The sequence below is a fragment of the Streptomyces sp. NPDC001292 genome (assembly GCF_042896465.1).
Lineage (GTDB): Bacteria > Actinomycetota > Actinomycetes > Streptomycetales > Streptomycetaceae > Streptomyces.
Window position 1 is genome coordinate 95,347 of sequence record NZ_JBIAXG010000026.1, and the last position, 13,445, is coordinate 108,791.

The 13,445-nt window shown below is 74.0% G+C and carries 8 protein-coding genes, 1 tRNA gene and 1 pseudogene; 3 read left to right on the forward strand and 7 right to left on the reverse strand.

Annotated features, from left to right (window positions below):
• Positions 1-122: 122 nt before the first annotated feature.
• Entirely contained in the window at positions 123-1,061 is a 939-nt protein-coding gene (locus tag ACFY4A_RS25450) for a haloacid dehalogenase type II (protein ID WP_390831665.1), read from the reverse strand.
• A 128-nt stretch (positions 1,062-1,189) separates the two neighbouring features.
• Between ACFY4A_RS25450 and ACFY4A_RS25455 the strand changes: the two genes are divergently transcribed.
• Together ACFY4A_RS25455 and fdh are read left to right on the forward strand one after the other, a co-directional pair.
• On the forward strand, positions 1,190-2,014 hold the full coding sequence (locus tag ACFY4A_RS25455) for a hemerythrin domain-containing protein (RefSeq protein WP_390831666.1): 825 nt from the start codon (positions 1,190-1,192) through the stop codon (positions 2,012-2,014).
• A gap of 36 nt (positions 2,015-2,050) precedes the next feature.
• Complete coding sequence (gene fdh / locus ACFY4A_RS25460) at positions 2,051-5,311, forward strand: formate dehydrogenase (protein ID WP_390831667.1); 3,261 nt, start codon at positions 2,051-2,053, stop codon at positions 5,309-5,311.
• A gap of 19 nt (positions 5,312-5,330) precedes the next feature.
• On the opposite strand, the gene selD is transcribed toward fdh, so the two are convergent.
• Positions 5,331-6,353 carry a selenide, water dikinase SelD gene (selD, locus tag ACFY4A_RS25465; protein WP_390831668.1) on the reverse strand — a complete coding sequence of 341 codons (1,023 nt, stop codon included), beginning with the start codon at positions 6,351-6,353 and terminating at the stop codon, positions 5,331-5,333.
• Between the two features lie 137 nt (positions 6,354-6,490).
• Between selD and ACFY4A_RS25470 the strand changes: the two genes are divergently transcribed.
• Positions 6,491-6,583, forward strand: a tRNA-Sec gene (locus ACFY4A_RS25470).
• 86 nt (positions 6,584-6,669) lie between these two features.
• Here the strand turns inward: ACFY4A_RS25470 and ACFY4A_RS25475 are convergent.
• From ACFY4A_RS25475 to ACFY4A_RS25495, 5 genes and pseudogenes are all read right to left on the reverse strand, one after another.
• Positions 6,670-8,370: pseudogene (locus tag ACFY4A_RS25475) on the reverse strand (GTP-binding protein); the annotation flags it as partial.
• A gap of 5 nt (positions 8,371-8,375) precedes the next feature.
• Positions 8,376-9,674 (reverse strand): L-seryl-tRNA(Sec) selenium transferase, encoded by a 1,299-nt coding sequence (selA, locus tag ACFY4A_RS25480; protein WP_390831690.1) that lies wholly within the window; start codon positions 9,672-9,674, stop codon positions 8,376-8,378.
• Positions 9,675-10,589: 915 nt separating this feature from the next.
• On the reverse strand, positions 10,590-11,003 hold the full coding sequence (locus ACFY4A_RS25485; RefSeq protein ID WP_390831669.1) for an SRPBCC family protein: 414 nt from the start codon (positions 11,001-11,003) through the stop codon (positions 10,590-10,592).
• A 94-nt stretch (positions 11,004-11,097) separates the two neighbouring features.
• Complete coding sequence (locus tag ACFY4A_RS25490; protein WP_390831670.1) at positions 11,098-12,270, reverse strand: AI-2E family transporter; 1,173 nt, start codon at positions 12,268-12,270, stop codon at positions 11,098-11,100.
• 246 nt (positions 12,271-12,516) lie between these two features.
• On the reverse strand, positions 12,517-13,260 hold the full coding sequence (locus tag ACFY4A_RS25495; protein ID WP_390831691.1) for an SOS response-associated peptidase: 744 nt from the start codon (positions 13,258-13,260) through the stop codon (positions 12,517-12,519).
• Positions 13,261-13,445 lie beyond the last annotated feature (185 nt).

Here is a 13,445-nt window from a genome sequence, read left to right on the forward strand (position 1 = left end):
CCTCACCCAGCCACCGAACAACCCAGACCCCGGACCCGGACCTCACCCGGCCACCGAACAACCCAGACCCCGGACCCGGACCTCACCCGGCCACCGAACAACCCAGACCCCGGACCCGGACCTCACCCGGCCACCGAACGGCCCAGACGCCGGGCGAGGTCCGTCACCCCGGTCGCCTCCAGGTCGGCAGGGCGGAGAGCGGAGGGGTAGGGGACGGGCGTCCGGCGCAGCCAGGCGGTGCGCAGGCCTGCGCGGGACGCGCCGTCGATGTCCCACGGGTGCACGGCCACGAGCAGCGCGGAAGCCGCCGGCACGTCGAGTGCGCCCAGCGCGTGGGCGTAGGCGGCCGCGGCCGGTTTCCACCGGCCGCCCGCGCCCTGGACGTCGAGGTGGGCCTCGAAGCAGTCCGCGAGCCCGGCCCGGGTCAGGACCGCACGGGTGGTGTCCACGGAGCCGTTGGTCAGGGTCGCCAGCCGGTGGCCGGCCGCGTGCAGGGCGCGCACGCCGCCGGGTACGTCCGGGTGGACGGGCAGTTCCGACAGCCCGGCCAGGACGTGCTCCACCAGCGGCTCGGGGTCCCGTTCGGGCCGCTCCCGGGCGAGCAGGGTGCGCAGGCCGTCCCCGGCGACCTGCGCGAAGGGCGCGCGGCCGCCGGCCAGGGTAAGGGCGATGCCGTCACGCAGCACCCCGGCGAACCACTGAGGCAGCAGACCGACGGACAGGCCGGCGTCCTCGAGGCGTGCCCCGAGCGCGGTCATGTCGGTGAGGGTCTCGTTGACGTCGAAGACGAGGACGAGTCCTCGTGCGTCAGGGGACATACGCGCCACCACCCAGCGGGAGCAGGGATCGTTGACGGCCCGCCGCTCCTCCCGGTTCACCCAGGACCAGGTGACGGCCGCCACGGTGATGCCGACCGGCAGCATGCCCGTGATCATGGCGAGCCCGTCCGCCGGACGGCCCGCCGCGACGACACCGACCGCGGGCAGGTCCAGCAGCGGTGCGGCCGGGAACAGGTACAGGCACCGGCCGGGATCGCTCCTCTCGCCCCGCGAAAACGGCAACCACCCGGACACTACGGACCCGCTTGGTGCGGGGCGAGTTGACACACCGCAGGCACGCGGCCGCCGGTTTCACGCCGTACGCCGGGGGTACTTCGGAGCAGCTACCGGACCGGAGGGAGGCCACGCTCATGCCCAGCCGCAGTCAGGTGCAGCGTCTGCTGGCGGACGGCCTGGACTACGAGGAGGCCGGACACCGGCTCGGGGTGCCCGCCGGTCAGGCCTTCCTGATCGCCACGGGGTTGCCCGCCGACGGGGGCGGCACCCTCACCACCGCCGAGCAGCACCGTTCCGGTATGCCGCAGGAGTCCACCCAGCACCTCGCCAACCCGCCCGCCGGCAACCCCACCGGCAAGGACGAGACGCGACGCTGGCTGCGGCGCAGGGCCGTCACCGACCGTCAAATGCGGCAGTCCGCCGAGCAGTGGGACGCCCGTCCGAAGGGCGACCGCGCACCCGGTGGCGTGCACGAGCTGACCTCCGTGCTGACCCGCGACCACGACCGCGTCACCGCCCTGCTGAAGCAGCTGAAGGCACTTCCCGGGGTGACGGAGGGCGGCTCCGAGACCCAGTTGGCGCGCCGGGGGTCCGTCGTGGCCCTGATCGCGGAGGCGCTGGAGAGTCACGAACCGGCCGAACAGCGCCATCTGTGGCCGGCCGTGCGCGAGGCGCTCGACGGCGGTGACCGGCTGGCCGACCAGGCCCTCGAGCAGGAACGCGAGGGCACCGGCACGCTGGCCGCCCTTCGGGGGACCTCGCCGGACAGCGAGGAGTTCGACGACCTGGCCGAGCGGCTGGAGAGCCAGTTGCGCCGGCACGTGGCGTTCGAGGATGCCGTCTTCGTCCGGCTGCGCGAGAATCTTCCGCAGGAGGACCGCGAGCGATTGGGTGCCGAGGTCGTCGAGGCCTGGCAGAGCGCACCGACCGTGCCGCGCCCGCACGGGCGGCAGGAGTGACGGCACCGAGCAGCAGTAGCGAAAGGGCTTCACCTCATGGGTGTACGCACATGGATCGACTCCTGGCCGGTCTACCGCCAGCTCAAGGGCACCGACCCCCTGGGCCGCGGAGCGGCCGCCAAGAGCGGGCCCAGCGCACGGCTCACTCCCCGGGTCGCCTCCGCCGACCGGGTGGTGAAGTCGATCTGTCCGTACTGCGCCGTCGGGTGCGGCCAGAACGTCTACGTCCAGGACGAGCGGGTCACCCAGATCGAGGGCGACCCGGACTCCCCCATCTCCCGCGGCAGGCTGTGCCCCAAGGGCGCGGCCAGCCTCCAGCTCACCACCGGCAGTGCCCGTGAGCACTACGTCCTCCACCGGCGCCCGCACGGCACCCGGTGGGAGCGGCTCGACCTCGACACGGCGATGGACATGATCGCCGACCGGGTGATCGAGGCCCGTCGCGCCGGCTGGGAGTGGGAGGTCGACGACACCCGCACCCGGCGCACGATGGGCATCGCCAGCCTGGGCGGGGCGACGCTGGACAACGAGGAGAACTACCTGATCAAGAAGCTCTTCACGGCTCTGGGCGCGATCCAGATCGAGAACCAGGCCCGTATTTGACACTCCTCCACCGTTCCCGGTCTGGGAACCTCGTTCGGCCGCGGCGGCGCGACCACCTTCCAGCAGGACCTGCAGAACTCCGACTGCATCGTCATCCAGGGCTCGAACATGGCCGAGTGCCATCCGGTCGGGTTCCAGTGGGTGATGGAGGCCAAGGCCCGTGGCGCGAAGCTGATCCACGTCGACCCGCGGTTCACCCGCACCAGCGCGCTGGCCGACGTGCACGTGCCGCTGCGCGCCGGCTCGGACATCGCCTTCCTCGGCGGGATCATCAACTACGTCCTGAGCAACGACAAGTACTTCCGTGACTACGTCGTGGCCTACACCAACGGGCCCGTGCTGCTGAGCGAGGACTTCCAGGACACCGAGGACCTCGACGGCGTGTTCTCCGGCCTCGACCCCGAGAGCGGCGGCTACGACAACAGCACGTGGCAGTACCGGGGCACCGAGGTGCAGGCGGCCTCCGGCGCGCGCGACCAGGAGTACGAAAAGCGCTCCGGCGGCGGCAGGTCGCTGGCCGAGGCCGCACGCGGCGAGGCCCACGGGGCGGGCGGCGCGTACATCGGCGTGGGCGAGCCGGAGCGGGACGAGTCGATGACCCATCCGCGGTGCGTGTTCCAGGTGCTCAAGCGGCACTACGCCCGCTACACGCCGGAGATGGTGGAGCGGATCTGCGGGGTGCCGCAGGACCTGTTCAGGCAGGTGTGCGAGCTGGTGACGGAGAACTCCGGACGGGACCGGACCACGGCGTTCGCCTACGCGGTGGGTTGGACCCAGCACACCGTGGGGGTGCAGTACATCCGCGCCGCCGCCGTGCTGCAGACCCTGCTCGGCAACATCGGCAGGCCGGGCGGCGGCATCATGGCCCTGCGCGGGCACGCGTCGATCCAGGGGTCGACGGACATCCCCACCCTGTTCAACCTGCTGCCCGGGTACATCCCCATGCCGCACGCGCACAAGAACGAGGACCTGGACGCCTTCGTGAACGCCGAGGCGGCGCGCAACGGCTACTGGGGCAACATGCGCTCCTACCTGGTGAGCCTGCTCAAGGCGTACTGGGGTGAGGCGGCGACGCCCGACAACGACTTCTGCTTCGACTACCTGCCGCGGCTCACGGGCTCCCACTCCACCTACGAGACGGTGATGGCCCAGGTGGAAGGTGTCTGCAAGGGCTACTTCCTGCTGGGCGAGAACCCCGCTGTGGGCTCCGCCAACGCCAAGATGCAGCGCCTTGGCATGGCCAACCTGGACTGGCTGGTCGTACGCGACTTCTCCCTCATCGAGTCGGCCACCTGGTGGAAGGACGGCCCGGAGATCGAGACCGGGGAGCTGCGCACGGAGGACATCCGCACCGAGGTGTTCTTCCTGCCGGCCGCCGCGCACACCGAGAAGGACGGCAGTTTCACCAACACCCAGCGGCTGCTGCAGTGGCACCACCAGGCCGTCGAACCGCCCGGCGAGGCGCGCAGCGACCTGTGGTTCACCTTCCACCTCGGCCGGATCATCCGGCGGAAGCTCTCCGGGTCGGTCGACCCGATGGACCGGCCGGTACTCGACCTGACCTGGGACTATCCTACGAAGGGCGAGATCGCCGAGCCGGAGGCGGAGGCGGTCCTCGCCGAGATCAACGGGTTCGACGCCGAGGGCCACCCGCTGGCGTCCTACGAGCAGCTGAACCCGGACGGTTCCACCGCGTGCGGCTGCTGGATCTACTGCGGTGTGTACGCCGACGGCGTCAACCAGGCCGCCCGCCGCAAGCCGGGCACGGAGCAGAACTGGGTCGCCAACCAGTGGGGCTGGGCCTGGCCCGCCAACCGCCGGATCCTCTACAACCGGGCCTCGGCCGACCCCGACGGCAAGCCGTGGAGCGAGCGCAAGGCGCTGGTGTGGTGGGACGAGCGCGAGGCGCAGTGGACCGGCCACGACATCGCCGACTTCGCCAAGGACAAGTCCCCGTACCACCGGCCGCCGCCGGACGCGACCGGCCCGCAGGCCCTGTCGGGCATCGACCCCTTCGTGATGCAGGCCGACGGCAAGGCCTGGCTGTACGTGCCGTCCGGGCTCACGGACGGGCCGCTGCCGACGCACTACGAGCCGCAGGAGTCGCCGTTCCCGAACCTCCTGTACGGGCAGCAGCGCAATCCGGCGCGGTACGTGACGCAGTCGCGCCCGGACAACCGCTACGAGCCCAGTGCCGGCGAACCGGGTTCGGAGGTGTTCCCGTTCGTGGCCACCACCTACCGGCTCACCGAGCACCACACCGCGGGCGGCATGTCGCGCTGGCTGCCGTATCTGGCGGAGCTGCAACCGGAGTTCTTCTGCGAGGTGTCGCCGGAACTGGCCGCCGAGCGCGGTCTGGAGCACACCGGCTGGGCGACGATCGTCAGCGCCCGGGCCGTCATCGAGGCACGGGTACTGGTCACCGACCGGGTGCCGCCCCTGACCGTGCACGGCCGCACCCTGCACCAGGTGGGCCTGCCCTACCACTGGGGCCCGAACGGCTACAGCACCGGCGACGCCGCCAACGAACTGCTCCACCTCTCCCTCGACCCCAACACGCACATTCAGGAGGCCAAGGCGTTCGGCGTCGACATCCGCCCGGGCCGCCGCCCCAGGGGCCCGGCCGCCGTGGAACTGGTCCGCTCCTACCAGGCGCGGGCGGGCATCGACGAGCACACCGGAACCCAGCCCTGACCGGCGGCCGGCGCGGGGCTCACCTCAGCGCGACGGAGTGGGCCCCGCGCGGGACGAGTTCGCCGATCACCGGAAAGCCGGGGACCTCCCCGGCGATCAGGAGGCCGCCGGAGGTCTGGGCGTCGGCCAGCAGGAGGCGGGTGTCGGCGTCGGCGTCACCGAAGTCGGTGAACGGCTCCACCCAGGCCAGGTTGCGCCGGGTGCCGCCGCTGACGTAGCCGTCGCGTACGGCCTCGCGGGCGCCGTCCAGGTAGGGCACGGCGGCGGTGTCGATCACCGCCGTCACGTCCGAGGCGCGGGCGAGTTTGTGCAGGTGGCCCAGGAGGCCGAAGCCGGTCACGTCGGTGGCGCAGGAGGCCCCGGCGGCCAGGGCGGCGGCGCAGGCGTCCCGGTTGAGGGCCACCATGGTGGCCACGGCCTGCTCGAACCGCTCGCCGGTGGCCTTGTGGCGGTTGTTCAGCACCCCCAGGCCGAGCGGTTTCGTCAGGGTCAGGGGCAGTCCGGGCCGGCCGGCGTCGTTGCGCAGCAGCCGGGCGGGGTCGGCCAGGCCGGTGACGGCCATGCCGTACTTGGGTTCGGGGTCGTCGACGCTGTGCCCGCCGCCCACGTGGCAGCCGGCCTCGGTGGCGACCTCCAGCCCGCCGCGCAGCACCTCGCGGGCCAGCTCGAAGGACAGCACGTCACGTGGCCAGGCCAGCAGGTTGACCGCCAGGACCGGGCGGCCGCCCATCGCGTAGACGTCCGACAGGGCGTTGGCCGCGGCGATGCGTCCCCAGTCGTAGGGGTCGTCGACGACGGGGGTGAAGAAGTCGGCGGTGGACACCACCGCCTGCGCGGCGCCGCCCCGCGCGGGCAGCGTCATGACGGCCGCGTCGTCGCCGGTGGCCAGGCCGACCAGCAGCGGGGTGTCCCCGGCGGCGGGCAGCACCGCCGGCAGTGCGCCGAGCACGTCCTCCAGCTCGCCCGGCGGGATCTTGCAGGCGCAGCCGCCGCCGTGGGCGAACTGGGTGAGCCGTACGGGGGTTTCATGGGTGGCGGTCACGCTGGGTCTCCCGGTCTCGGTGGTCTGTAGGTCTCCTGGGGGGCTGGACGGTGCGCCGGTCACCCCGCCGTACGGCGGGCCCGGACGCGCCGCGCCCGCGCCGCCTCCGCCGGGCCTCCGGTAGCCTGGCGGCCGGTGGAGGCGTGTGGGTGCCTGGTGGCCCTCCCGGTCTTCAAAACCGAGGTGTCCGAGGATCTCGGGCAGGCGGGTTCGATTCCCGTCCGCCTCCGCTCCCCTCCGCGTCCGGCCGGCAGCGTCTGTGCTGGTCGTCGACTCGCTCCGTGTGCCCGCGCGCGTCGAGGAACTCGAGCAGCGGCACGGCGACCCTGCGGGTGGTGTCGAGTGCCTTGCGCGCCTCGCTGAGCGTGAACGGCTGGGGCAGGCGGCGGAGCACCGCGGCGGCCTCGGCGTCCGCCCCCGGCAGCAGCACGATCCCGTCGCCGACCCGCAGCAGCGCACCGGCGGAGACCGCCGCGGCCACGGCTTTGCGGTCGAGTCCCAGTCCGGTGAGGCGGTCGGCCTCGGGTGCGCGGAACGGTGCCGTCAGCAGCTCGCGCCGCACCACGTCGACGGCCGCCCGGACCGGCGGCGGCAGGGTCGGCCCGGCGTTTTCGGGCCGGTACAGGCGCCCTTCGCGTCGCAGCAGGCGCGGCTCGCCCGGCGTCGCGGCGAGGGCGTCCACCAGTGCCCGGTCGGGCAGGTCCAGCAGGTGCCGGGCGGCCTCGGCCGGCAGCCCCGGCTCCATGGGGTGCAGGCGTGCGTGCTCCTCGACCGCGGCGGCCAGCCGCTCGCGCAGCCGGGCCCAGTGGGCCTCGTCCGCCAGCCAGTCCCCGGTGACCGGTTCGGTGGGCGAGGGGATGCCCATGGCCAGTAGGTGGGAGCGGCGGACGAGCCCGCGGCGCCGCAGTTCCGCCGCTCCGTCGGGACGGTCCGTCATCGCGGCCAGTACGGCGGCCCTGGCCCGCCCGGCGCCCCGCCGGGTCAGGTCCGGCGGGCACACGTCGAGCACGGTCACCCCGCGGGGCCTGCGCCCGCCGCCCGGTTCGCGCAGAACGGCCCGGTCCCCGACGCGCAGCGGCAGTGGGGGACGCAGGGTCAGCCGGGCGGTGTCCTCGCCGAGGGGGCGGACGGTCACCGCGACGGCAGCCGTGCCGATGTGCAGGGCGACGCTCCGGGGCAGGTCGCCGACCGGCTCGCCGGTGACGCGGACGTCGATCCGGTCCGTGAACAGCCAGCGGTCCGGCGCCAGCAGCACCTTCCCCCGCCGCAGTTGCCCGGCGAGGGGGCCGTGCACGTTGACCGCGACCCGCGCCACCCCGCTGACGGCGCTCCGGTCCTGTTGCAGGCACTGGAGCCCGCGCACCCTCAGCGTGTGCGCGCCGGCCCCGCTCACCAGCCGGTCGCCGACGCGCAGGGTGCCCGCGCCGAGCGTGCCGGTCACGACGGTGCCGTGGCCGCGCACGGTGAAGGCGCGGTCCAGCCACAGCCGTACGTCCGCGTCGGCGGGCGGCACGGGCAGTACGCGGGCCATCCGGGCCAGTTCGGTGCGCAGCTCGTCCAGTCCGGCGCCGGTCACCGCGCTCACCGCGACGGACGGCACGGTGCCGAGCGAGGTCCGGGCCAGCCGCTTGACGGCCTCGGCGCGCACCGGCTCGGGGTCGGCCAGGTCGCTGCGGGTCACGGCGAGCACCGCGTGCCGTACACCGAGCGCGTCGAGGATCGCGAGGTGCTCCTCGGACTGCGGCTGCCAGCCCTGGTCGGCGGCGACCACGAACAGCACGGCGGGCACCGGGCCGACCCCGGCCAGCATGGTGGCCACGAACCGCTCGTGGCCGGGCACGTCGACGAAGGCGAGGCGTTCGCCCTCGGCGTCCGGCGGCGTCCACACGAAGCCGAGGTCGAGGGTGAGTCCCCGGCGCCGCTCCTCCTCGTAGCGGTCGGGTTCCATGCCCGTCAGGGCCCGTACCAGGGCGGACTTGCCGTGGTCGACATGCCCCGCGGTGGCCAGCACTCGCATGGCGCCTACCTTTCCGCCGCCGAGCGCACGGCCCCGGCGAGGCGTTCGTCGTCCCTCGGCGGCACCGCCCGCAGGTCCAGCAGGCACCGCCCGGCCTCCAGGCGCCCCACCACGGACACCTCTCCGGTGCGCAGTACGGCGGCGTACGACTCCGGCAGGGACAGCGCGGCGCTGGGCAGCGTCACGCCCGGCGCCCCGCCGCCGCCGACGGTGGCGGTCCCGGCGACGGCCCGGACGTCCTCGACCCCGGCGGCGCGCAACTCGGCGGCGAGGTCTTCGGCCCGCCGCATGAGCCCGGCGGCGTCGGCGGTCAGGAAATCGGCCGTCGGGGTCCGGGGACCCGTCAGGGTCGCCTCCAGCGCGGCCAGGGTGAGCTTGTCCACCCGCAGGGCGCGGGCCAGGGGGTGCCGGGTGAGGGTGTGCAGAAGTTCCGCGTCGCCGAGGAGCAGTCCGCACTGGGGGCCGCCGAGCAGTTTGTCGCCGCTCGCCGTCACCAGGGCCGCGCCGGACCTCAACTGGGTCTCCGCGTCGGGCTCGTCGGGCAGCAGCGGATGGGGGGCGAGCAGTCCGGAGCCGATGTCGGCCACCACCGGCACGCCCAGCGCCGACAGTTCGCGGACCTCGGCGGCCCGAGTGAAGCCGGTGATGCGGAAGTTGGAGGGGTGGACCTTCAGGACGAACGCCGTGTCGGGGCCGATCGCGTCGGCGTAGTCCCGGACGGTCGTACGGTTCGTGGTGCCGACCTCGCGGAGCCGGGCCCCGGTGGAGACCAGCAGGTCCGGCAGCCGGAAGCCGTCCCCGATCTCCACCATCTCGCCGCGGCTGATGACGATCTCACGGCCGGCGGCGAGCGCGGTGGCGGCGAGGACGAGCGCGGCGGCGCCGTTGTTGACGACGTGGGCCGCGGCGGCGGACGGCACCCGGCCGCGCAGCGCGTCCAGGGCGGTGCGGCCCCGGCGGGCCCGGACACCGGTGCGCAGGTCGAGTTCGACGTCCGTGGGCCCGGCGGCGTCCTGCACCGCCTGCCGGGCCGCCGCGGACAGGGACGCACGGCCGAGATTGGTGTGCAGCAGGACCCCGGTCGCGTTGATCACCGGACGCAGTCCGCCGACCGACCGCGGCAGCAGCGCCACGGCGGTGTCCGCCACCTGCTCGGGGGCGATGGCGCCCTGGCGTGCCCGCTCCTGCGCCTGCCGGACCGCGGCCTTCACCGGGCCCGGTCCGAGCCGAGCCGCCGCGTCCAGCAGGCGCGCGTCCCGCAGGACGGCGTCCGTGCGGGGAATCCGCCGCCGGGCATCGCCCACCGGTCGGCCGTGACCGGTCGGGCCGTGACCGGTCGGGTCGGTATCGCGGGCGTCCGCACCGGTCTCCCGGCCCGCTCGTTGCCCCGTGACCTGCTGCTCCACCTGGCCTCTCCGTCCCCAGCCCGACCTCGTGGGTGTCAACGCTCGCCCATCGTCTCCCAGTGCCCGCGGCCGTCCGCACGACACGCCGTACGGCAGGTCAGGACTCCGCGCGCCCGCTGCGCGGCCGCACCGCCGGGCAGCCGCCGTGTACCCGGCCGGGGCCGGACGACGCGTCCCGGACGCAGGGCTGAGCGCCGTGGCGGGTGGCTGCGTGCCGGTACCCGCCGGACCCGGGCCGACGGGCCGACGGGACTTCTCGCGGCGCCTTCCTGCCTCTTCCGCCCGGTTTTGTGTCTCCGCCGTCCGTCCACGCGTCCTCCCGAGACACCGACTCACGAACCGGCGACTGGCGTCCACCCCTGGAAAGCCGCAACCGGGACACGCCCAGTCCGGCGAGTCTCCACGACGGGGCCCCGTGGTCGCAGTGCTCGCCCGTGGAACCTGGCGCGGGCGGCATGGCGTATCGGTCCGAGACGTGCTTCTCGTCAATCCAGCGGCGACGCCTACGACCGCGCCGCTTCATCTCATTCGGCGGGCGCGGCCATCATCCTCGCGCCCCTCCTTCACGCGAGACGGCGATCACGGCGACCACGGTGGCCGCGGCGGTGGCCATGGCGGCGGTCACGGCGGTGGCGGCGGGCGCTGATCCGGCCATGTGACGTCACGGTGTGCGATTCCGTCATGGAGCCGCACACCGCGGCATGTTCTGGGGGATGGCCCCGGAGTCGCGGGGGGCGAACCGCCGACGGCAGGCGGTGGGTGACGGCTCGTCACCGTGGGAGACAGTCGTGTGGCGCGGCCCGGTCGGAGCGGTCAGCCGCTCGTGTGGTCGGTGTGGAGCCGTACCTGCTCCTCGAGGCGGCGCAGGCTGCTGTCGAGGGCGTCGCAGGCGGCACGCTCGCCCGGATCGTGGCGGTCGTCGAAGAACGACAGGTGGACGGTCACCTCGCTGGCCCCGCTGCCGATGCCCGCGACCTGGAGCCAGCCCGCGTAGCCGCCCTGCTCGCGGGTGCCCCACTCGATCCGCATCTGGTCGCGTTCGGCGCGCAGCTGGGCGGCGGTGTCCCGGTCCGTCTGGTCCTCGTGCACCGTGACGGCGGGGGGTTCCTCCGCGTGCACGTGCAGTTCGCCCGGCAGCCAGGCGTCGAACCGGCCGACGTCGGCGGCCTGGTCGAAGACGTGCTCGGGCAGAGCGGGCATCGTGCGTGAACGTTCGTACTCGGCCATGACGGCACCGCTCCTTCGCTCGGGGGCCGTACGACGAACGCGTGCCCCTTCTGCCGCCGCCGAAAAGCCCCGGCGCCGGAAACGGCGCGGGACGTCAGGGCGGGACGGGCCGCAGTGCGCGCAGCACCGCCCAGCTGACGGAGACGAACGGCACGGCGACCACGGCACCGATCACGCCCGCGACGATGCCGCCCGCGATGACGGAGACGGCGACGACGAGCGGGTGCAGGCGCACCGCCCAGCTCATGACCACAGGGTGCAGCACATGCCCTTCGAGCTGGCCGATGACGACGATGAGGGCGAGCACGGCCAGCGCCGTGAGCGGGCCGCGCCCCGCGAGGGCGACCACCGTGGCCACGCCGAGCGCGACCGGTGAGCCCACCAGCGGCACGAACGTGGCGAAGAACTCCAGCAGCGTCAGCGGCAGCGCGAGCGGGACGCGCAGCACCAGCAGGACGACACCGACGAGTACGGCGTTGGTGGCCGCCACGATGATGATGCCGCGCGTGTATCCGGCGAACGTCCGCCAGGCGGCGTACCCGGCCCGGTCCCACACCGGCCGGGCCTCGCTGGGCAGCAGCTGGTCGCGCACCCACCGCCAGAGGTTCTCGCCGGAGTGGATGAAGAAGACGGAGGAGAAGAGCGCGAGGGCACCCGCGGTGACCAGTTCGACGAGCCTGCCGAAGCCGCTGAGCGCCCTGCTGAGGAGCCCGGCGCGGTGGGCGGACAGGTAGGACAGGACCTGCTTCTGAACGTCGGCCAGTTTGGTCTGGCTGAGCCGGAACGGCGGGCGCTGGAGCCACTGCTCGATCCTGTGGATGCCGCCGCCGAACTCGCCCGCGAGCTTCGCCGACTCGCCCGCCACCGCGTTGCCCACGAGCGCCAGCAGGGCGAGCAGGAACAGCAGGCTGCCGACCAGGGCGATTGCGACGCAGAGCGCTCTGGGCAGGAAGCGGTTCAGCAGGTCGGTGAGGGGACGCAGGATCGAGGTGATGACCAGGCCCAGGAACAGGGCCACGGCGATGAGCTGGAAGCGGCCGAGGACGGTGAAGAGCCCGTAGACGACGACGCCGACGAGGATGAGGCGCCAGGCGTAGGCGGCGGCGACCCGCAGCCAGGGCACCGTGCTCTCGGCCTTCCGGACCGTGGGAGCGGTTCGGGCACGCGGTGGGAGGCGCACGGAGTGCGCCGGGCGGCTGCCGGGCACCCGGACGGCTGCCCGGCGCCCGCGGCCCGGCCCGCCCGCCGGAGCGCCCGCACCAGCCACCGCGCCTCCCCTTCCGGACCGGCCGTCCCGTCCGGGCCGTCACACCCGGACCGCCGGACCGCCGCCTTCGCCCATCGCCTGTCGAGCGCTCGTGAGCCCTCTGAGCCCTCTTGAGCACCGTAAGGGCTGGTCGGGCGGGAGCAGAGGTGCAGTTCGCCCGGGTGGGCGGTCATCGGGGGCATCAGGGGGAACGGATGCCCGTCCGGCGCACGGTGCCGTGCGGGGAGACCGAGGCGGTCCGGTCCGTCACGACGGCACCTCCTCCAGCAGTTCGGGGCCGTTGTTGCGCACGTTGTTGACGGCCGTGGAGACGGGCCGGGCGCCGAGCCTGCCGCCCGCCGGAGGACTCAGCAGAGCCCGCAGTTCGCCGGGGTCCTGATGGCGGGGGTCGAGCCAGGCGTCGTAGTGGTCGGGGGTGAGGGCCAGCGGCATCCGGGGGTGGACGCGGCCGGCCTCGTCGGTGGCCTCGGTGGTGATGATGGTGCACGTGGTCAGCCAGGCGGCGGGGTCGTCGTCCCGCGCCACGTGCGGGTCGCGCCAGTACGCGTACAGGCCGGCGAGCGCCATCGGCGCGCCGTCCTCGGGGCTGATGTAGTACGGCTGCTTGTGGGTCCTGCCGGTGTCCGCGGACTTGATCTGCTGCCATTCGTAGAAGCCGTCGGCGGGCAGCAGGCAGCGGTGTCGGACGAAGGCGCGGCGGAAGGCCGGCTTCTCGTGCACGGTCTCCACCCGGGCGTTGATCATCCGGGCGCCGGCCTTCACGTCCTTCGCCCAGGACGGGACCAGCCCCCAGCGCAGCGGCCGCAGCTCCCTGCTCACGGCGGCCGCAGTGCGGTCCCCGCGCGGGGCGCGTTCGAGGACGGCCCACACCTCGTCGGTCGGCGCGACGTTCCAACTGGGCGCCAGCGCCTCCGCCGGGCGCCACTCGGTGACCCGGAAGTGCCGGACCAGGTCCTCCGGACCGCGGGTGGAGACGTAGCGACCGCACATGGGGCCAGGGTGCCACGGCGGCACGCCTGCGGGCGGGAGCGCCTCACGGGGCGGGGACGGGGCAGGCGGGGACGCGCGGGCGGGGCTCGCCCGTCCGGTGGTGCTCAGCCCTCCGGTGGGGTTCGCCCCTCCGGTGCCGGCAGGGTCACCTCGAAGCGGCAGCCGCTGGGGGGTCGGCGGCCACA

Excerpts from the sequence above, each read along its gene's own strand:
- ACFY4A_RS25485 (WP_390831669.1), bottom strand. The coding sequence starts at position 11,003 with ATGGCCGAGTACGAACGTTCACGCACGATGCCCGCTCTGCCCGAGCAC.
- ACFY4A_RS25495 (WP_390831691.1), bottom strand. The coding sequence starts at position 13,260 with ATGTGCGGTCGCTACGTCTCCACCCGCGGTCCGGAGGACCTGGTCCGG.
- ACFY4A_RS25455 (WP_390831666.1), top strand. The coding sequence starts at position 1,190 with ATGCCCAGCCGCAGTCAGGTGCAGCGTCTGCTGGCGGACGGCCTGGAC.